Origin of the sequence: Propionivibrio dicarboxylicus (assembly GCF_900099695.1) — a bacterium.
Classification (GTDB): domain Bacteria; phylum Pseudomonadota; class Gammaproteobacteria; order Burkholderiales; family Rhodocyclaceae; genus Propionivibrio; species Propionivibrio dicarboxylicus.
Window position 1 is genome coordinate 208,267 of the sequence record NZ_FNCY01000002.1, and the last position, 19,701, is coordinate 227,967.

At 66.5% G+C, this 19,701-nt stretch carries 20 protein-coding genes; 12 read left to right on the plus strand and 8 right to left on the minus strand.

Annotated elements, in window-relative coordinates:
- Positions 1-277: 277 nt before the first annotated feature.
- Together BLR25_RS04560 and BLR25_RS04565 are read right to left on the minus strand one after the other, a co-directional pair.
- The gene (locus BLR25_RS04560) at positions 278-1,474 is read right to left on the minus strand and encodes an NnrS family protein (RefSeq protein WP_091934303.1); all 1,197 of its coding nucleotides are present in this window, start codon (positions 1,472-1,474) and stop codon (positions 278-280) included.
- Positions 1,475-1,532: 58 nt separating this feature from the next.
- Positions 1,533-1,745, minus strand: coding sequence for a SlyX family protein (locus BLR25_RS04565; protein ID WP_091934305.1), 213 nt, complete (start codon positions 1,743-1,745; stop codon positions 1,533-1,535).
- A gap of 109 nt (positions 1,746-1,854) precedes the next feature.
- Here BLR25_RS04565 and BLR25_RS04570 point away from each other — a divergent pair, with 109 nt between their 5' ends.
- Positions 1,855-2,112, plus strand: a complete 258-nt coding sequence (locus BLR25_RS04570) for an FmdB family zinc ribbon protein (RefSeq protein WP_091934311.1) — start codon at positions 1,855-1,857, stop codon at positions 2,110-2,112.
- 18 nt (positions 2,113-2,130) lie between these two features.
- On the opposite strand, the gene ylqF is transcribed toward BLR25_RS04570, so the two are convergent.
- Positions 2,131-3,060 carry a ribosome biogenesis GTPase YlqF gene (gene ylqF / locus BLR25_RS04575; RefSeq protein ID WP_091934314.1) on the minus strand — a complete coding sequence of 310 codons (930 nt, stop codon included), beginning with the start codon at positions 3,058-3,060 and terminating at the stop codon, positions 2,131-2,133.
- Positions 3,061-3,320: 260 nt separating this feature from the next.
- Here ylqF and BLR25_RS04580 point away from each other — a divergent pair, with 260 nt between their 5' ends.
- Positions 3,321-4,175 carry a class I SAM-dependent methyltransferase gene (locus BLR25_RS04580; RefSeq protein WP_091934317.1) on the plus strand — a complete coding sequence of 285 codons (855 nt, stop codon included), beginning with the start codon at positions 3,321-3,323 and terminating at the stop codon, positions 4,173-4,175.
- A gap of 1 nt (position 4,176) precedes the next feature.
- Positions 4,177-4,491 (plus strand): hypothetical protein, encoded by a 315-nt coding sequence (locus BLR25_RS04585; RefSeq protein ID WP_091934320.1) that lies wholly within the window; start codon positions 4,177-4,179, stop codon positions 4,489-4,491.
- A gap of 42 nt (positions 4,492-4,533) precedes the next feature.
- Here the strand turns inward: BLR25_RS04585 and BLR25_RS04590 are convergent, their stop codons facing one another.
- Positions 4,534-4,848 carry a hypothetical protein gene (locus tag BLR25_RS04590; RefSeq protein WP_091934323.1) on the minus strand — a complete coding sequence of 105 codons (315 nt, stop codon included), beginning with the start codon at positions 4,846-4,848 and terminating at the stop codon, positions 4,534-4,536.
- Positions 4,849-5,021: 173 nt separating this feature from the next.
- Here BLR25_RS04590 and BLR25_RS04595 point away from each other — a divergent pair, with 173 nt between their 5' ends.
- Positions 5,022-6,137, plus strand: a complete 1,116-nt coding sequence (locus BLR25_RS04595) for a DUF748 domain-containing protein (protein ID WP_091934327.1) — start codon at positions 5,022-5,024, stop codon at positions 6,135-6,137.
- Positions 6,137-7,159: a 2-dehydropantoate 2-reductase gene (locus BLR25_RS04600; protein WP_091934331.1), complete on the plus strand. Its 1,023-nt coding sequence runs from the start codon at positions 6,137-6,139 to the stop codon at positions 7,157-7,159. The genes BLR25_RS04595 and BLR25_RS04600 overlap by 1 nt, the downstream gene beginning before the upstream one ends.
- Positions 7,160-7,163: 4 nt before the next feature.
- Here the strand turns inward: BLR25_RS04600 and thiE are convergent, their stop codons facing one another.
- Positions 7,164-7,808: a thiamine phosphate synthase gene (thiE, locus tag BLR25_RS04605; RefSeq protein ID WP_091934334.1), complete on the minus strand. Its 645-nt coding sequence runs from the start codon at positions 7,806-7,808 to the stop codon at positions 7,164-7,166.
- Positions 7,805-8,602 (minus strand): hydroxyethylthiazole kinase, encoded by a 798-nt coding sequence (gene thiM, locus BLR25_RS04610; RefSeq protein ID WP_091934337.1) that lies wholly within the window; start codon positions 8,600-8,602, stop codon positions 7,805-7,807. The genes thiE and thiM overlap by 4 nt, the downstream gene beginning before the upstream one ends.
- A gap of 154 nt (positions 8,603-8,756) precedes the next feature.
- On the opposite strand from thiM, the gene BLR25_RS04615 reads away from it, so the two are divergent.
- The gene (locus BLR25_RS04615; RefSeq protein WP_091934340.1) at positions 8,757-9,407 is read left to right on the plus strand and encodes a histidine phosphatase family protein; all 651 of its coding nucleotides are present in this window, start codon (positions 8,757-8,759) and stop codon (positions 9,405-9,407) included.
- Positions 9,408-9,414: 7 nt separating this feature from the next.
- On the opposite strand, the gene BLR25_RS04620 is transcribed toward BLR25_RS04615, so the two are convergent.
- Positions 9,415-9,954, minus strand: a complete 540-nt coding sequence (locus tag BLR25_RS04620; protein ID WP_091934344.1) for a YaeQ family protein — start codon at positions 9,952-9,954, stop codon at positions 9,415-9,417.
- Positions 9,955-10,078: 124 nt separating this feature from the next.
- Between BLR25_RS04620 and BLR25_RS04625 the strand changes: the two genes are divergently transcribed.
- The 5 genes from BLR25_RS04625 to BLR25_RS04645 all read left to right on the plus strand — a co-directional run bounded on the left by BLR25_RS04625 (position 10,079) and on the right by BLR25_RS04645 (position 15,184).
- Entirely contained in the window at positions 10,079-11,554 is a 1,476-nt protein-coding gene (locus BLR25_RS04625) for a TolC family protein (protein WP_245715469.1), read from the plus strand.
- Entirely contained in the window at positions 11,551-12,750 is a 1,200-nt protein-coding gene (locus tag BLR25_RS04630) for an efflux RND transporter periplasmic adaptor subunit (RefSeq protein WP_091934347.1), read from the plus strand. Before BLR25_RS04625 ends, BLR25_RS04630 begins: the two co-directional genes overlap by 4 nt.
- The gene (locus BLR25_RS04635; protein ID WP_091934350.1) at positions 12,750-13,472 is read left to right on the plus strand and encodes an ABC transporter ATP-binding protein; all 723 of its coding nucleotides are present in this window, start codon (positions 12,750-12,752) and stop codon (positions 13,470-13,472) included. The genes BLR25_RS04630 and BLR25_RS04635 overlap by 1 nt, the downstream gene beginning before the upstream one ends.
- Entirely contained in the window at positions 13,466-14,689 is a 1,224-nt protein-coding gene (locus BLR25_RS04640) for an ABC transporter permease (protein WP_091934353.1), read from the plus strand. The genes BLR25_RS04635 and BLR25_RS04640 overlap by 7 nt, the downstream gene beginning before the upstream one ends.
- A gap of 174 nt (positions 14,690-14,863) precedes the next feature.
- The gene (locus tag BLR25_RS04645) at positions 14,864-15,184 is read left to right on the plus strand and encodes a hypothetical protein (RefSeq protein ID WP_091934356.1); all 321 of its coding nucleotides are present in this window, start codon (positions 14,864-14,866) and stop codon (positions 15,182-15,184) included.
- 128 nt (positions 15,185-15,312) lie between these two features.
- Here BLR25_RS04645 and BLR25_RS04650 read toward each other — a convergent pair whose 3' ends face one another.
- Positions 15,313-18,756 carry a PPi-type phosphoenolpyruvate carboxykinase family protein gene (locus BLR25_RS04650; RefSeq protein ID WP_091934359.1) on the minus strand — a complete coding sequence of 1,148 codons (3,444 nt, stop codon included), beginning with the start codon at positions 18,754-18,756 and terminating at the stop codon, positions 15,313-15,315.
- A 308-nt stretch (positions 18,757-19,064) separates the two neighbouring features.
- Here BLR25_RS04650 and BLR25_RS04655 point away from each other — a divergent pair, with 308 nt between their 5' ends.
- On the plus strand, positions 19,065-19,586 hold the full coding sequence (locus tag BLR25_RS04655) for a gamma carbonic anhydrase family protein (protein ID WP_091934362.1): 522 nt from the start codon (positions 19,065-19,067) through the stop codon (positions 19,584-19,586).
- Positions 19,587-19,701 lie beyond the last annotated feature (115 nt).

Consider the following 19,701-nt stretch of genomic DNA (forward strand, 5'->3'; position numbering starts at 1 on the left):
CGCCACCGCAGCAGGAATATCGACGAGACCGCCATGCAAACGCGACGGGCCGACACCATGCGGAATCACTTCGGCCGGAATTCCCCAATCATATTCCGGCAAACGAAAAATGCCTGAAACATGCGATACAACGAGGTCGGATCAGACTCCGGGGCGAGATTCTACCTCGTCGCAGAAGATGCCGTTTGAATTTCACCGAAAAAAGACGAATGCCGCGAAAACGGCATCCGTGGGGTCGGGCGGCCAAGGCCCGACGTCAATGCGGTGCGGCGGCGATTCAGCCGGGTCGGCCGTCGACGCGCGGATTAATCAGGATCGGCGCGTATTTCCACAGATAGAGCACAAACGCCAGCGACCAGGCGAGCGACGATGCACCGAGGAAGGCGTGGTAATTCGCCGGCAGACCGAACTGCGGCAGCACGCGCAGCGCCAATGCCACCTGCATCAGCCAGTAGGCCGCGGCCTCGATCCGCCCGGCCTTGAGCAGACGGCCGGTATGGCCGAGTGCGGTACGCGTGATCATGCCGACGATCAAGCCGCCGGTGGCACCGACGGTCAAGAGATGCAGCACCGGCGTCGCTGCCACCGCGCCGCTTCCGGCCAGGGCCAGCCAGAACAGCGCGACGACGATCCAGCCGTGCGAGACGTGCAGGATCCAGAGCAGCGGCGTGCCGACCGTCGCGCCGGGACGCCAGCCCCGGATGCGCACCGCCTGCAGCAGCGCCGCGCCGGCGGCGACGATGCCGGTCAAGGCCGGCGCCAGTTCGAGCGCCCAGCCCGCCAGCGCCGCTGCGGTCAAGGTCACCGCGGCGAGATCGACACCGCGATGCCGCCAGGGCACCGTCTTCAGCGCGTTGGCCGTGAAGCTCGGGACGATGCGACCGGCGATCACGGTTTCGAGCAGTGTCACCAGCGCCACGGCGAGATGCAAGCCGGCCTGCGGCGAAACGTCGAGCCAGCCATTGACGCCGGCATGAACGACGGCGTTGCAACCGGCCAGCGCCAGCAACAGCACCGGCACAAAGTAGTTGCGACGGCTGCCGGCGCGCAGGACGAGACGCGCCAGAATCAGCGCGACGACCGGCAGAAAGGCGAGATCGATGACGGCGGCGATCGCCGGATTGGTGCAGAACATCGCCCCCCGGCCAGCCAGCCAGAGTGCCAGGAGCGCCGCCAGCGGGGCGCCGGTCGGCGTGGCGAGGCCGGTCCAGTTGTGCCCGGCAGTGAGCAGAAAGCCGACGATGATCGCCGCGACGAAGCCGAACAGCATCTCGTGGCCATGCCAGAGCATCGCCGGCAACACCGGCTGCAGCGGCAGGCCACCGGCCAGCACGACGATCCAGAGCGGCACGGCAATCGCCGCGAAGGCGGCGCCGAACAGGTAGAAGGGACGAAAGCCGAAGGCAAACAGGGCAAAGCCCTTCGGCGGCGTTTTGGGCATGACCCGGGGTTCTTCGAGACGAATGATCGCCATGGTATTCCTGACAGACGGTGAATCGGAGCACGCCCGCCGGAAAGAACAGACCGGCGTACTAGTAGTGGGGCGGAATCTCGTCGCGCGGCGTCGTCACCGCCGTCGGGTCGGCCGTCTCGTTCTGAGACTGCATCTGCCGATAAAGGTGGCGCAACTGCGCCTGGAGAAGATCCAGCTGTTCCTGTTGACGGAAAACAGTGCGGTTGAGTTCCTCAATCAGGTCCTCGGTCAGGCTCAGCTTGATTTCAAGTTCGGTGATGCGATCAGTCATGGCGCGTCTTCACAGGCAAACCGCGAGCGTCACAGGCTGCGGCGTAGGGGGTGTTCGAACACCCCCCAGCTATTATAATCGGGCTATCCCGCCCCTTGAGGAAACCGCCATGCCGCTCGTCTCCTGCCGTGCCTGCAAACATCAGGTCGATACCTCGGCAGAGGCCTGCCCACGGTGCGGCGCCACCGACCCGGCGAAGAAAATCAGCCGACAGCAGCGCGAATTCCGCAGTTTCATCGTCCAGACCGTGCTCTGGATCGCCCTGCTCGGCACCGCCGCCTGGTACGGCTGGAACGTCGGCATCCCGATGCTGCGTCAGCTGCTCAACAAGCCGGCCGCCGTCGAGCAGACGCAAACCGAGAAATAGGCACACGGTCGACGGCGCTCAGGCCGGCGACGCATCATTCCCCGCATCGTCCCCATCGTCAGCAGACGCCGCCGGCGCTTCCGCCGCGCGCATCGCCGCCAGCATGGCTGCCCGCGTCGCCGGCGTTTCCAGGCTGATGCGTCCGAGCTTGCCGTCGCGGTAGTCCTGCAAGAAGATCAGCGCCGCCTTCTCGAGGTCCGGCTCGCCGCCGCGCAGTCTCAGCGCGCGCCGACGGGCGATGCCCTCGACGATGGCAACGGCGTCGATCTCCTTGACCGGAAAACCGTAGCGCGCTTCCAGCTGCGCCGCGTAGCGCGTCTTCAGCACGCCGGCAAGAAAGATCGCGACCTCGTCGTCGATGATGGCGTTACGGCCGATGGCGTGACTCGCCGCCAGCATGAAGCCGTCGCTGTCGTGCTCGATCTTCGGCCACATCATTCCCGGCGTATCGATGATCGTCTGGCGCACGCTGATCTGGTGCACCTGCTGCGACTTGGTCACCGCCGGCTCGTCGCCGACCTTGGCGATCTTGCGCTTGACCAGCGCATTCATCAGCGTCGACTTGCCGACGTTGGGAATGCCCATGATCATCATCCGCAACGGCTTGACGTTGTCGCTGCGATGCGGCGCCAGCGTCTGACACAGGCCGGGCAGACGGGCCACCTCGCCGGCCTTCTTGCTCGACACCGCCACGGCCTTGACGCCCGGCTGGCGATTGTAGAATTCGATCCACGCCCGTGTCGCCTCCGGATCGGCAAGATCGGACTTGTTCAACACCTTGAGACAAGGACGCTGACGGTGCAGGCGCAGCTCATGCACCATTGGATTGGTACTTGCCGCCGGCAGACGCGCGTCGACCACTTCGATGACGACGTCAACGTTGGCCATCGTCTCGGCCGCCTTCTTGCGCGCCGAGGTCATATGCCCGGGATACCACTGAATCGCCATACCCAACCCGATTATTCGAAAAGAACGTCATTATCCCATTTGTCGGGCGATTTCTCCGCATCGGTATTAAAGAACCTGTTTCGGCAGGGATCGCGGGCCGCGCCGACGGCCCTCCGGGTTGCCGATACGGGCGGATGGATGCAAGACGCGAGGCGCAGCGCATGGTTGTTCCATGCGCAAGCGGAGCAACGCCGCAGACACCGCCCTTATCGGCAACGCGATCGCGTGCCCTGTCGAAATAGGCTCTAGAATGAGCGCCTATGAAGAAAACCGCCCCCACCCCGCCCGCCGAACTGCGCCCCGGCCAGTCGATCGAACTGCTCAAGGAACTGCATATCCTGACGCGCGACGGCCAACTCAACCAGGACAGCCGGCGCAAGCTCAAGCAGGTCTATCATCTGCTCCAGTTCATCGAACCGCTGCTCGCCGAACTCGCCGAAGATGGCACGCTCAGCGACGCGCCGACGCTCGTCGACCACGGCGCCGGCAAGTCCTACCTCGGCTTCCTGCTCTACGACCTCTTTTTCAAACAACGCGCCGAAGGCCGCATCGTCGGCATCGAAACACGCGCCGAACTCGTCGACAAATCGAAGCAACTCGCTGAACGCCTCGGTTTTACGCGCATGGATTTCCATCACCTCAGCGTCGACGCCTCGATCGCCTCACCCTTGCTGCCGGAACGCATCGACATCGTCACGGCGCTGCATGCCTGCGACACCGCCACCGACGACGCGATCCGTTTCGCCCTGCGCAAGAACGCCCGCTTCATCGTGCTCGTCCCCTGCTGCCAGGCCGAGGTCGCCGCCGTGCTGCGCAAGCACAAGAACGCCTCGTTCGGGCTGACCCCGCTCTCGGAACTCTGGCGCCACCCGATCCACACCCGCGAATTCGGCAGCCAGGTCACCAACGCCCTGCGCTGTCTCGAACTCGAAGCCGCCGGCTACCAGGTCACGGTGACCGAACTCGTCGGCTGGGAGCACTCGATGAAGAACGAACTGATCGTCGCGCGGCACACCGGGCAAGCGCGCCGCAACGCCGCCGAACGGCTGCAGGCGATCCTGCACGCGCTCAATCTCGACGAGTTGCGCGAGCGCTTCCTCCCGCAAGGACAATGACATGGAACGCTGGATCATCCGCTTCGTCGCGCTGCTCTGTCTCGCCGGCAGCGCCGGTCTGCTCTGGACCTTCGGCGTCTTTGTCGTCGTTCCCTGGCGCGCCGGCCGGCTGCTCGCGCTCAGCGCCAGCGAACTGCAGGTGCTGGCCGCCTCGCTCGGTTTTGGTATTGGTGTCGGCGTCGCCGCGCTGCATCTTTTTGCGCTTGGCGAGAAAGAAGCGCATCCGCGCCGGTATGCGGTGCTGCGTGCCGCGCTGATCATCGCCCTGCTGGCGGCAACGAGCTCCGGCGTGCTCTGGTCGCTGCAGCGCGGCTAGGCGCCACGCGACACGTCGGGCGGCACGCCCGGCGATCCCCGATCAGGCCGTGGTATTGACGCGCGTGCCGACGGTTTGCCCGCTGCTATTGACGCTCGGACGATTCTGTTCGGCTTCGGCACGGGCACGTTCGGCGGCTGCTTTTTCCTCGCTCACCCGGCGGCTTGCATCGCTTTGTTGCGCCTGCTGCGCGGCCTTTGTTTCCTGCGCGTTTTTCTCCTGCTGCACGTCCTGCGCCTGCTTGGCCTGCTGCTCCTGGTCGGCCGACCGCGCCCGCGACTGCCCTGAAGCGGCATTGGCATTGGTGTTGGTGTTGGCGGCAACCGGCGACCCACTGACTGATCCGACGTCCATCATCGACTCCCTCATTCCGGGAAGAAAGCCCGGACGGTTCCATCATAGCCCAAACGGGAAAAAGCGCAGACCGTCATTCGGCCGAGAGGGCAGCGCCGCTTGCGGGCATTTGCGAACACACCCCGACGCAGGCGAGGCATAATTCGGTCTGGTGTCATTTTCAGCAGAAATCCCTCATGCGCTCTCTCCGCTGGCCGCTCATTTCCACGATCCTGGTCGCTCTTCTCGTCGCTGGCGGATTCGCCGGCTACCAGACCGCCGTCCGGACCCTCCGCGAACAGATCGAACGGGCGCTCGGCCCCGATGGTGAAGCCCGCGAAATCCGCGTCGACCTGACCGGCATCGAACTCATCGACCTGCGCTTCAAGGCGCCGGCCGATGCCACCTGGTCGGCCGGCGAACCGCTGCGCGCCGACCGGGTCTTCATCTCCCCCGACTATATCAATCTGATTGCCGGCAAGCGTTCGATCGATACCGTGCGCATTGAAAACGCCCGACTGGCCGTGCTGCGCACGCGCCAGGGCAAACTGATCGTCCTGCCCGGACTGGCCGGCCGGGCAGCGGCCCCCGGCGCGGCCAACACACCGGCAAACGCACGCAATCCTGATGCCGACGTCTTCATCCGCCGCATCGAAATCGTCGGCAGCACGCTCGAACTCGTCGACGCCAGCGTGCGTACGCCGCCGCAGGTGCTGCGTCTCGAACAGATCAACGCCGCCATCGGCCGCGTCAGACTGCCGTCGCTGACCGGCGTCAGCACCATCGACCTCGTCGCCGCTCTCAAGGGCCCGAAGGAAAACGGCACGCTGTCGATCACCGGCACCGCCGAATTGGCGACGCGCGAATCGGGCCTGACCGTCCGCCTGCGCAGCCTCGACCTCGTCGCCCTGCAGCCCTACCTGCTCAAGGCGGGTGAAGGCGGCGTCAAGACCGGCTCACTCGACCTCGACATCAACGCATCGGTCCGGCAAGGACTGCTGCATGCGCCGGGGACACTGACGCTCAGGAACCTGAACCTGGCGACGATGAATGGCACGCTGATGGGCATGCCACGCCAGGCGGTCGTCAACCTAATGAAACGGCGCGACGGCAGCCTCCGCTTGCGCTTCGTCCTCGAAGGCCGGCTCGACGACCCGCAGCTCGCCCTCAACGAAAAACTCGCCCGGCAACTGGCGAGCGCGCTCGCCGCCGCACTCGGCACACGGCTCGAAAATTTCGCCCGCGAGGTCGATAGCCTCGGCGGCAAGGCGATCCAGGAACTCGGCAACAGCCTCGGAAAGGCAGGTCGCTGATGAGCACCTCCGCCGACCTGCGCATCACCGTCGCCGGCGCCGGCGCGATCGGCGGTTTCATCGCCGCCCGCCTCGCCGCCGCCGGGACACCGATCAACGTGCTGGCGCGCGGCCAGACGCTGGCGACGCTGCAACGCCAGGGACTGCGTCTCGTCACCGGCGATAGCTGCCGCGACCTTCCGGTCAAGGCCAGCGACACGGCCGACGATTTCGGCGTCCAGGACCTGCTGATCATCGCCGTCAAGGGACCGTCGCTGCCGGTGCTGGCGCCGTCGCTGCGTCCGCTGATCGGCCCGCAGACGACGATCCTGCCGACGATGAACGGCGTGCCCTGGTGGTTCTGCCAGACCGGCCAGGGCTACACGCCCTTCGCGCTGAAAAGCGTGGACCCCGACGGCAGCATCGCCCGTCACCTGCCAACGGCGCAGACGCTCGGCTGCGTCGTGCATATCGGCGCGAGTTGCGACGCGCCTGGCGTCGTGCGTCATGCCATGGGCAAGGAACTGATTCTCGGCGACGCCCGCGGCGGTTTTTCGCCGCGCACCGAGGCGATCGCCGCGCTGTTCGAACGCGCCGGCCTCGACATCAAGCGCTCGTCCGACATCCGCCAGGACATCTGGTACAAGCTCTGGGGCAACCTGACGATGAATCCGGTCTCGGCATTGACCGGTGCGACCATCGACCGCCTGCTTGGCGATCCGCTGGTCAGCGAGTTCTGTTCGGCGGCGATGCGCGAAGCCGCCGTCATCGGCGACCGCATCGGTTGCCACGTCGATCAGCAACCGGAAGACCGCCACGCCATCACCTTCCGGCTCGGCGCCTTCAAGACCTCGATGCTGCAGGACGTCGAGGCCGGACGTCCGATCGAACTCGACAGCATCGTCGGCGCAACCTACGAAATCGGCCACCACTTCGGTATGCAAACGCCCTGCATCGACGGGATCTTCGGGCTCACGCGCCTGATGGCCCGGACGCGCGGGCTCTATCCCGACGAAACCAGGCCGACGCCGGCCGCCGGCTGAACGTTCAGGCCTTCAGCCGGGCGATCTCGGCGGCGATCGCCGCCGTCGCCAGGCCCGGATCGGGCTGCCCGCAGATCGCCGACACCACCGCCACCCCGCCGGCACCGGCCGCGAACAGGTCGGCGCAATGTCCCGGCTTGATGCCGCCGATGGCCACCGTCGGCAGCGTCGTCGCCGCCGCCAGCGCGGCAAAGCCGGCGACGCCGGTGGCCGCGCCGGCATCCGGCTTGGTACCGGTCGGGAAGATCGGCCCGATGCCGATGTAATCGACGCCCTCGGCCGGCACCGATGCGAGCTCGGCAAAATCGGAGACCGACACGCCGAGCAGCCTGCCCGGCCCGATCAGGCGGCGCGTTTCGGCCACCGGCAGATCGTCCTGGCCGATATGTACACCGTCGGCATCGATCGCCAGCGCCACGTCGATCTGGTCGTTGACGATCAGTGGCACCTTGAACGGCGCCAGCGCCGCCTTCAGCGCGCGACCGGCTTCGAGCCAGGTCTTTTTCTTCCAGCCCGGCGCGCGCAACTGCACGACCGTGGCGCCGTTCTCGGCCGCTGCCCGCGCCGTGCGCACCATGCCTTCGACACCGCCGCAGAGGTCGGGATCGAGCACCAGATAGAGCGAGAGATCGATCGGATTGCGGCTCATTTCACCAGCTCCCGCAAGAGATCCGGCGTCACCTGGTAGAGGCCGTCGAGGAAGGCCGACTTGAACGAACCGGGGCCATGGCACTCGCCGGCCGCCCGCGCACCGCAGAGCCCGGCCATGGCGCAGGCGGCAGCGACGGCGTCGAGACGGCTGTCGGCCTTGGCGGTAAACGCCGCGACCAGCGCCGAGAGCGCACAGCCGGTACCGACGACGCGCGTCATGATCGGATTCCCCCACGGCGTCGCCCAGGTATCGGTGCCGTCGGTGATGTAATCGGTCTCGCCGGTCACCGCGACGATGGCACCGGTCGCCCGCGCCAACTGCTCGGCCGCCGTCACCGCCGACTCGGAACCGGCGGTCGTATCGACGCCGCGACCGCTGCCGGCGAAACCCGCCAGCGCGAGGATTTCCGACGCATTGCCGCGGATCGCCGCCGGACCGGCGGCGAGAAACTCGCGGCACGCCTCGCTGCGATAGTCGAGCACCCCGACGGCGACGGGGTCGAGCGTCCAGGGTACGCCAGCGGCATTGGCCGAGGCGATCGCCTGGCGCATCGCCGCCAGCCGCGCCGGATAGAGCGTGCCGACATTGATGAGCAGCGCCCCCGACATCGCCGCGAACGGCGTCACCTCTTCCTCGGCGACGATCATCGCCGGCGACGCACCGGCCGCCAGCAGCACGTTGGCCGTAATTTCCTGCACGACTTCGTTGGTCAGGACATGAACGAGCGGATTGACGGAGCGCAAGCGCGCCAGTTCGTCGGCGACGAGCGCCAAGGGCAGGATGGTCGGCATCGGGCGGGGTTCCAGGTCAGCGAAAAAGCCGAAGTATACGCGTTCTGCCGGGCTGGCTGAACCATCGACCCACGGACACGGCATTCGAACCGGCCTTTTCGGCGACAGGCCGGCCGGGCATTGCTACACTATCGCCCTTTTACCCACCCGGCCTATGACTACCATCGCCATGCGCCTGTGCCTCGTCCGGCACGGCGAAACTGCCTGGAATGCCGAACAACGCATGCAGGGCCACAAGGATCTGCCGCTCAGCCCCGAAGGACTCGAGCAGGCGGAACAAGCGGGCGGCCTGTTCGTCGGTCTCAAGGCCGCCGCCCTCTACAGCAGCGACCTGCAGCGCGCCTGGCAGACGGCTCAACCGATCGCCGCCGCACTCGGACTGCCGATCACGCGCCTCACGGCGCTGCGCGAACGCAACTATGGCCGCTGCGAAGGCATGATCCGTCACGAAGTCGCGGCGCGTTATCCCGACGACGCCACCGCCCTGCGCGAGCGTACCCCTGACTACGTGCTGCCCGGCGGTGAAAGCCTCAACCAGCACCGCCGGCGCATCGAGGCGTGCATCAACGCGCTGGCCGAAAAACACGCCGGCGAGACGGTCGTCGTCGTCACCCACGGCGGCGTGCTCGACCTCATCTACCGTCGCGCTACCGACACGCCGATCGAAAAACCGCGCGACTTCCCGATTCCCAACACCGGCATCTGCTGGCTCAACATCGCCGGCGACGACTGGCAGATCGAACAATGGGCCGACACGGCCCATCTCGGCGAACGCGGCGCCATCGAAGTAACGGCGAATTTCTAGGGAGTGTTCAGGCGCGAACGACGATCGGCGTGATGCGGACCGGGTCGCCGCCGCCGGTGATCAGCGCCTCGCCTTCCTGGATCGTGCATTGCAGCGACATCGAACGGCTGGCGAGCCCCGCCAGCGCCTGCACATCGTCGGCGCCGATGCGATAAACGCTGAGGTTCGGCAATTTTTCGAGCGTCGCCCGGTTCTGCTCCCACCAGACCTCGGCGACGCGATCGCCGTAGGACATGACGACCACCCGCCCGGCCCGGCCGGAGGCCTTGCGCAGCCAGCGCTCGTCGAGCTGGCCGAGCGAGATCCACAGCTCGATCGCGCCGGTGAGATCCTTCTGCCAGAGATCGGGCTCGTCGTCGGACGACAGGCCGCGCCCGAATTCAAGCCGCGCATCGGCAAAGAGCATGAAGGCGAACAGCCGCACCATCATCCGCGCGTCATTTTCCGACGGATGCTGGGCGAGCGTCAGCGTGAAGGTGTCATAAAGATTGCGGTCGAGGTCGGCGATCGCCACCTCGGCCTTGAAAATCGTTGCCTTGAGTGCCATGAAAGTCTGCAGTGCTCCGCAAAACGCGGGCGCGATCACATCGACACGACGCCGACGTCATCCGACCCGCTGCGAGGGAAAGGAAGGCCGCTATACTAGCGGAAAATCCGGATTCGCCCACTTTATGCCGCTCGCTTCGACCGCTTTCGACGTCGCCCTCCCCCCCGTCCCGGACAACGCATCCGGCATCCTGCCGGCCATCCGCAGGGCGCTGGCGCTCGTCGCCGCGTCGATGGCATTGATGGCCACACCGGCCGCCGCAACCGGTTTCGACCCACTCGGCACCGACGCCCTGCTGCCGCCCCGCCCCCCGGTCGCCGGCGAAGACGGCCGCTTCGCACCCTGCCCGCCACCGGCCGCCGATGCCGCTCTCGGCGTGCTCGACGTCGTCGACCAGGCGCTCTGCCGCCACCCCAAGACCTTCGAAATCTGGGCCAGTGCGCGCAACCAGGCGGCGCTCGTCGGCGTCAGCCAGGCCACCTTCCTGCCCGGTGTCAGCGCCAGCGGTACGCTGAATCGCAGCCGCAGCGACGGCGAAAATGCAACGACGCGCAGCACGGCGATGACGCTATCGTGGCTGCTGGCGGACTTCGGCACGCGTTCGGCCAACCTCGAAAACGCCCGGCAGTTGCTCGTCGCCGCCGCCTCGACGCTCGACGCCACGGTCCAGAGCGTCTTCCTCAACGCCCTGCAGGCCTACTACAACACCCAGGCCGCGCGCGCCGCCGTCGATGCCGCGCAGGAGGCCGAGAAAGCCAGCCGGGAAAGCCTCAACGCCGCCGAAACGCGCTATCGCGTCGGCACCGCCACCCCGGCGGATCAGTTGCAGGCGCGCACCGCCTGGTCGCAAGCGGTACTCAACCGCATCAAAGCCGAGGGCACGCTGCGCACGGCGCTCGGCACGCTCGCCAGCGCCATCGGCCGCGATCCCGGCGCCTCGCTCCGGCTCGACGCCATCCCCGACGCCACGCCCGACACCGCCTTCAGCGTCGACGTCGACGCGCTGATCGCCACCGCCCGCGGCCTGCGCCCCGACCTCCGCGCCGCCGAAGCACAGGCCCGCGCCGCCCGCGCCTCGATCGACGCCGCCCGCGCCGCCGGCCTGCCGACGCTCTCGCTCGGCGCCGGCCCCTCGTGGCAAGGCACGCGCAGCGGCGGCGATACTTTAACCACCCATGCCAACGCCATCGGACTGACGCTGACCGTGCCGATCTTCTCCGGCTACGACACCACCTACCGCGTGCGCTCGGCCGAAGCCAAGGCCGAAGTCGCACTCGCCCAGCGCGACAGCCTGGCGCTGCAAGTCGGGCTCGACGTCTGGTCGACCTACCAGGCGCTGCAGACGGCGACGCAATCGCTGCGTACCGCCGCCGACCTGCTCGCCAGCGCCGAAGAATCCGAACGCGTCGCACTCGGCCGTTACCGGGCCGGCGTCGGCACCCTCATCGACTTGCTCAACGCCCAGAGCGCGCTCGCCGCCGCCCGCGTGCAGCGCATCCAGGCCGCACTCGACTGGCATGTCTCGCGTGCGACGCTGGCCAAGGCCGTCGGCACGCTCGACCGCCGCCTGCTCACTTCCGCCGAACTCACCCTGCCATGAAACCGATCGCACGCCTCGCTCTCGCCGCCCTCGTCGTCATCGCCCTCGGCACCGGCGCCGTCATCGCCTACCGACTCGCCAGCGCGCCGACACCGGAACAGCGCTATCGCCTGCAAACCGTTGAAAAGGGCGACATCGTCCAGTCGGTCTCGGCCAACGGCACGCTCAACCCGATCGTCCTCGTCAACGTCGGCACGCAGGTCTCCGGCACCGTCACCCGGCTCTTCGTCGATTTCAACGACAAGGTCGAGAAAGGCCAGGCGCTGCTCGAACTCGACCAGTCGCTGTTCGCCGCCCAGGCACGCCAGTCCGAAGCCAACGTCATCAACATCCGGACCTCGCTCGACCTCGCCCGCGCCACCGAAGCGCGCATGCAGGCGCTGTTCGCGCAGGAATACGTCTCGCGCCAGGATCTCGACCAGGCCGTGCAGGCGCGCCGCTCGGCCGAAGCCCAGTACGCCCAGGCCAAGGCCGCCGCCGACAAGGACCGCGTCAATCTCGGCTACACGACGATCCGCTCGCCCGTCTCCGGCATCGTCGTCGACCGTGTCGTCGATCTCGGCCAGACCGTTGCCGCCAGCCTGCAGACACCGACGCTCATCAAGATCGCCCAGGACCTGTCGGAAATGCGCATCGACACGAGCTTCGCCGAAGCCGACGTCGGCAAGATCCGCGAGGGCCAGAAAGTGCGCTTCACCGTCGACGCCTTCCCCGACCGCAGCTTCACCGGCGAAGTCCAGCAGGTGCGCATGAACGCGACGGTGACGCAGAACGTCGTCACCTACAATGTGCGCGTCTCGCTGCAGAATCCCGATCACATGCTGCTGCCCGGCATGACCGCCTACGTCAACATCGCCGTCGCCCGGCGCGACGATGTCCTCGTCGTCCCCAATGCCGCGCTGCGCTTCAAACCGGCCGACGCCGCCGACAAGCGCGAGGACGCTGCCGGCAACGGCAACGGCGCCGCCGCCGGCGAGGAAGGACGCGGCAAAGGCCGCAAGCGCGATCAGCGCAGCGGCACCGTCTACGTCGTCGACGGCAAAACGATCAAACCGGTCGCCGTGCAGATCGGCATCACCGACAACCGCAACACCGAGATCAGCGGCGGCGACCTCAAGGCCGGCGACCGCGTCGTCGTCGGCGACGCGCCGGGCGCCGCCGGCAAACCAAGCAGTGTCGGCGTGAGACTGTTCTGATGCGCGTCGACGCCGAGGACAACGTCATCCGCGTCGCGCGGCTGACGAAAACCTACGAAACCGCCGCCGGCCCGTTCCCGGCGCTGCGTGGCGTCGATCTCGACATCCGCCGCGGCGAATACGTCGCCATCATGGGACCGTCGGGATCGGGCAAATCGACCTTCATGAACCTGCTCGGTTGTCTCGACACGCCGAGTTCGGGCGAATACGCGCTGGTCGGACGCAATGTCGCCCACCTGCCCGGCGACGAACTCGCCGCGCTGCGCAACCGCACGATCGGCTTCGTTTTCCAGGGTTTCAACCTGCTGCCGCGCATGACGCTCGAGGACAATGTCGCGCTGCCGCTCGTCTATGCCCACGTCGAACGCGAGGAGCGCCGCCGTCGCGCCCGCGAGATGCTCGCCCGCGTCGGACTGGAAGGTTACGCCCGTTCGCTGCCGGCGCGTATCTCCGGCGGCCAGCAGCAGCGCGTCGCCATCGCCCGCGCGCTGATCAACGGGCCGCGCCTGATCCTCGCCGACGAGCCAACCGGCAACCTCGACAGCCACACCAGCGAGGAGATCATGACGTTCTTCCGCGAGCTCAACGACGAAGGCATCACCATCGTCCTCGTCACGCACGAGGCCGACATCGCCGCGCACGCCGAGCGCCAGGTCCGTTTTCTCGACGGCCTGATCGTCAGCGACCGGCCGACGCCGCGCATGGAGATGCCGACATGCTAAGCGTCATGCTCGGAGAAGCCTGGCACGCGATGGGCTGCAACCGCCTGCGCACGGCGCTGACGATGCTCGGCATGGTCATCGGCGTCGGCTCGGTGGTGCTGATGATGGCCATCGGCCAGGGCGCCCAGTACGCGGTCGCGCAGACCATCAGCACCATGGGCAGCAACCTGTATGTCATCATCGCCGGCTGGACGCAGCAGGCCGGCGTACGCAGCGGCGGCGGCTACGGTTTCACCTTGCGTCTCGGCGATGCCGACGCCATCGAGGAACTCGACGGCGTCTCGCTCGTGGCGCCGGCGCACCAGGGGACACAGCAGGTCGTTTACGGCTCGAAGAACTGGAGCTCGGTCATCGTCGGCACCACGCCCGCCTATCTCGAAGCGCGCGCCTGGTCGGTCGCCAGCGGCTACGGCATGGACGACTCGGATGTGCGCTCGGCGACGCGCGTCGCGCTGGTCGGCAAGACCGTCGTCGAGAGCCTGTTCGAAGCCGACGAGGAACCGCTTGGCAAGACCATCCGCATCCGCAACACGCCCTTCACCATCATCGGCACGCTCGCGCCCAAGGGCCAGAACCTCGACGGCCGCGACCAGGATGACACCATCATCGTGCCGCTGACGACGGCACAGCGCAAGGTCTTCGGCGTACCGTTCGCCGGCTCGATCCGCCAGATCGTCGTGCAGGCCGAATCGAACGAAGCGATGCCGGCGGTGGAAAAATCCGTGACCGCGCTGCTGCGCCAGCGCCACCGTCTGCGCGCCGATCAGGACAATGATTTTTATATCCGCAACCTCGCCGCCGCCGCCGACTCCGCCGCCGAGACGACGCGCGTGATGTCATTGCTGCTCGGCGCCATCGCCTCGGTATCATTGCTTGTCGGCGGCATCGGCATCATGAACATCATGCTCGTCTCGGTCACCGAGCGGACGCGCGAAATCGGCGTGCGCATGGCCATCGGCGCGCGCCAGAAGGACATCCTCGCGCAATTTCTGCTCGAAGCCATCATGATCTCGATCACCGGCTGCCTGATCGGCCTCGCGCTCGGTATCGGCAGCGCGCTCGCCGTCAATGCGCTCACCGACATGGTCATCGTCATCTCCGGCAGTGCCGTGCTCGTCGCCTTCGTCGTCGCCGCCGGCGTCGGCGTCTTCTTCGGCTTCTACCCCGCCCGCAAGGCGGCCGCGCTCGACCCGATCGAAGCACTGCGCTACCAATAGGCCCCGCAGTTATGCTACGGGCATCGAAGCGGAACGGCCATTCCGGTTAAGGACGGTGGCATCGCGTAAATCACGGTAAGAGTCGGTTGATAGCGGTGCCGCACCGGTATTTCCAGCGCATAGTACGGGTGTCCACATGACGAACACCCGCAACTCCGATGGAGCATATTGCCGATGAAACTGATCCCTTCCCTGTTGATCCCGCTGAGCATTTTCGCAGCCGCCGTGGCCCATGCCGCCGAACCGGCCCCGGCCAACACCGGCGCCCCGGCGCCGAACAGTCCGCCACCGCATCACCGGCATGGCGACATGAAGGGCCCGCCCCCCTTCGATCCGGCGCTCTGCCAGGGCAAAGCCCCCGGCACCGTGGTCGAACTGCGCATGCCCGACGGACGCGCCTTGCGCGGCAGTTGCCAACTCGTTTTCCTGCCCGACATGCCGGGACAGGCCGCGGCCCCGGCGCAGCCCGCCGCGTCGGCGGGCAAGCGCCCCTGACATTCGCAGCACCGAGTCAATCGGCATAGCACCGACCGCATCGACTCTTCCTGACTCCCGCCCAAGGCACGAAGGGGCCACGCCGCAAACGGCATGGCCCCTTCGTGGGGAGCTTCCTCAGTAACGAATTACGACTTCTGCGCGAGCGGCTGCACGCCCAGCGTACCGATCAGGCTGCTGCGGTAATCGCCGCCACCGACCCGCACGCGCTCCGCCTGCACCTGCGTGCGACGGGCGACGAGCCCAAGCCGGTTCACCACTTCGCCATTGTCGGCCGCGTCGATGAAGTCATAGAGACTCGCCACCGCCTGCTTGAGTCGCGCCTCGTCGGCCTGCTGCTTGGCATCGAGCCGCGCCGCATACCAGTCGCTCGCCAGCACGCTCTCGCGCGTGAATTGCGCACGCACCTGCGGCGCGTCGAGCCCGTAGCCCTCGGCCGTCTTGCCGTAGGCCATGATTTCGAGCAAGGCCTTGAGCGGCGGGCAGGCCAGGGCGATGGTGCCGTCCTTGAAATAGCTCTCGGCGACGCGTTCGTGCGTGGCGACGATGTTGGCCATGCTCTCGGCGAACACGTCCATGTCCTGCAGTTCGGGACGCAGCATCTCGTCGGTGAATACCGAGTGCGGATGCAGGAAGATGCGACCGAAATAGATCGCCGCGAAGCGCGCCGTCATGCGATAGCCGAGACGGCTGGCCAGCACCGGCTTGCCCTCGTGCTCGAAATCGGCGACGCGTTCGAGCGCGCCCAGCGCGATCAGGTTCTCGGCGCTGCGTTCTTCCGGGCTCATGCGCGCGAAGACTTCCGGCACGAGCAGGCTGACGTCATGATCGACGCGCACGTTCGGACCAACGTAGCCGGCGCTCGACACCCAGCCGTCATAGCCGGTAAGCGCGAAGGAGACGAAGGCGGCGTTGAGGTCGATGACGGCCGGCAGGGCGTTGAACGGCCCCTTGGTCAGCGCGCCCTCGGAGCCGGCGCCGGTCGTCGACGGCGACTTGCCGGTCATCGAGCTGATGAACTCGATGAAGAGCTCGGGCAGTTCCATGTAGTGCAGTGGGTTGTAGGTACACAGCGGCCGCACGCCCTCCTCGGGCGGATTGTTGCGGCGTCCGGCGGCGACGACGTGCACCGGCGTCACCATCGGCGCCTGTACCGACTGCTTGCGGAAGAGCCGCATCGCCAGTTCCGCCGAGGCGGGTGCCTTCGGATTGGCGACATCGGGGCGCAGCTGCAGATAGCGCGGGTTCTTCGACGGCTTGCCATCGACCATGCGCGGATGCGCCGACGAGACGAAGTACTGCGGCGAGGTGCCGTCCGGCGCGCCGGCGGCACCGGCGATCAGTCGCTGCATCGGTTCGGTGTAGGCCGAGAAACCGATGACGTCGTCGACGAGTTCCTGCGCGTCGTTCTTGTTGAGCGGCTCGAAGTTGGAGATGAAGGTATCGGGTTCGGCGATGTCGGCTTCGGCCTGGTGGTCGTAGCCGCGATGGATCGCGTCGTCCGGACGCTGGAACAGGCGCCGCTCGCAGTTCTCGATGATCTTGCGCGAGAGGTTGCCGGCGGTGCCGGGCACGACGCCGGCCGGCGCGACGACGCTGGCGGTGATGTCGTCCTCGGTCTGCACCTTGCAGGCCGGGTGGAAGTCATGGCGCAGGCAGAAAATCCGCCACGAACCGTCCTTCTGGAAACCGACGCGCAAGGTGTTGGCAACGAGCTTGTTGCCGTCGAGGCGCAACGCGTTGCCGAGCCGTCCGTTGATGATGTCGACCGAGTAGTGGCTGCGCCAGTCGTTGCCCCATTCGGGCTTGTGGTAACGCTTGACGACGAAGACGAGTTCCTTGACGTGCTGCGGGATGGCGTTGAGCCAGGCGTTGTATTCGTCGGTGTAGTCGGCGCTCGGCGTCAAGAGTTTGATGACGCTGCCCATCGAGCGCGCGGCGCTGAGGATCAGGCGGTGGTCGACACCGTTCTTCTTGGGATCGCGGAAACGATCGGAGAAATCGCGGGCGAAGATCTCGGTCACCGCATCCATGTCCTTCTCGAGGTCGGCGACATAGACGGCGCCGGCCAGGATCGCGTCCGACAGCGCCTTCGAGATTTCCGATTTGCCGCCACCCGAGACGGTGCTCGGCTTGTGGCAGGACGTGACTTCCGGCGAGGTGCCGACGAGGCTCCACACGCGCCGGTCGGGACTCGTCGGCTCCATGTGGATGCGGTAGCCGTTCGGCCCCATGTAGGTCTTGTCGGCGCGCAGCTTGATCGACGCGCGCGTGCCGTCGGCCTGGGCCCACGACACCGTCTGCGTGCGCAGGCTGTAGGTAGACTTTTCCGGCACCAGCACGATATGCGACTGTTCGCGGTCGAGCGCGTAGCCTTCCGGCTGCAGCGCGAAACGCTGCGGGTCGCGCGCCAGCACGTCGGCGAACTTGTACGCGTCGCCGGCCGAATTGTCGACGTATTCGAGCCCTTCGTTATAGCTCGGGAAAACCAGCGCGCCGCCAGCGTGCTCCTCTTCGGCAAGGCCATAGAGGTTGGCCGAATAGCTGATCTGCGTTTTGACTTCCTTCTTGCAATAACCGAAGTAGTTGTCGGCGATCACCGTGACGATGACGCCGCGCGCATCGCGGGCGCAGATCTTGAACGCGCTGCCATTGTTGTAAAGCTCGGTGTCGCTCTTGTAGCACATGCCGTCGCGGCGCTGACGCTCGGTCGCGTCGTCCCAGTGCGGCAGGCCAAGCAGGTGCTTGGGCACATGCGTGAGGTGCGGCGCCAGGATGACGCAGCCGGTGTGACCGGTCCAGCCGTCCGGGTCGAGCGAAGCGTCGTTCTCGGGCAGGTAGGGATCGCCGCCGTTACCAAAGATGCTCTCGACGAAATCGAGGTTGGAAACCAGTCCGCCCGGCACGAAAAACCGGACTTCCATGCGCTTCTCGGTGGTGAATCCCGGCACCGCCGGCACCACCAGCGGACGCAGCAGCAGCGAGACGAAACAGGCGCCCGGCGTCGCGGCATTGGCCGTGTAGGGCAGACGCATCGAATCCTCGGGCGGCGTCAGCGCGATCGCGAGGAGTTTCGAGAAGGCGACTTTCGGCACTTCGAGCTTGTCGTCCGGCGTCGGCAGACCGCCCTCGACGACGTGGAAAACACCGGCCGTCGTGCGCCGGTCGTTGGCCGGATTGTGCAGCACGCCGTTGCGCAGGCGATAGCTCGACAAGAGCGGCGACTTGAATTTGTCGGCGTCATGCGGCAGCGACAGCCCGCGTGCCAGCCCCGACTGATCGAGCACCAGCGTCCGCCGCGGCAGCGACGGCGCCGAACCGGTGTCGGCGAGGTATTCCTTGAGGAAGTTCTGAATCCGGGCATCGGTGGCGCAGAGCCGATCCGACAGGCGCCGGCTCAGTTCGCGCTGGCGCGCCAGAATCGGTGAAACCAGGCTCGAAATATCGGCGCCGTGGGCGCCATCGCTCAGCGGCAGATCCAAGAGCGCCAAGCGCAGATTGATAGCGGCATGAAGATCCTCCCCGCACAGGGAAGGCGCATTCGACACAGTTGCTTTTGCAGCGACATCCATAGTTCGCATCCAATCAACATAACAAGAAAACATCACCCTCCACGCACCCGGGCGCGGAGCAAGACCCGGCAGACCCTGCCGGCCGAACTCGCCTCAAATGGCCTGACCAGTTTACCACATTCGAACTTCCATACAAGTTACCGTACCATGAAACGGCCGCAACGCCAAAAGCCACGTCGGCGACACGGATTAGCACCAGGCACGGCAAGGCTTTGCCGGCATCGGCAGCGACCGCTATACTCACTCTCCCCAGCCCGCCCGGCGCGCCATGCCGGCGCGATCCCTCCACTCAAAACATCATCAACACCATGCCTGTTTACGCCCTCGGCTCCCTCGCCCCCGAACTCGATCCGCAAAGCTGGATCGCCCCCAATGCCACGGTCATCGCCCAGGTCGTCCTGAAAAAAGACGCCTCGATCTGGTGGAACTGCACCGTCCGCGGCGACACCGACCGCATCGTCATCGGCGAAGGCACCAACATCCAGGACGGCAGCATCATCCACACCAATCGCGGCATCGTCGTCACGCTCGGCAACCGCGTCACCGTCGGCCACGGCGTCATCCTGCACGGCTGCACGATCGGCGACCACTGCCTGATCGGCATGGGGGCGACGATCCTCAACCGCGTCAGCATCGGCCGCAACAGCATCGTCGGCGCCCATTCGCTGCTGCCCGAAGGCAAGCAATACCCCGAGCGCTCGCTGATCATGGGTTCGCCCGGCAGGGTCGTACGCGAACTCACCGACGAGGAAGTGGCACGACTGCCCGACAGCGCCGAACGCTATATCGTCAACTGGAACCGCTACCGCAACGAACTGACGCCCGTTTGAACAAAAATCATTCGGTTTTCCGAATGATTATAGCGTCATAAATACGGATTTCCGAACAACTGTATTGGTCCAGACAGAAAACCGGAACCGCTTCAACGACTTGCAAATACAACAC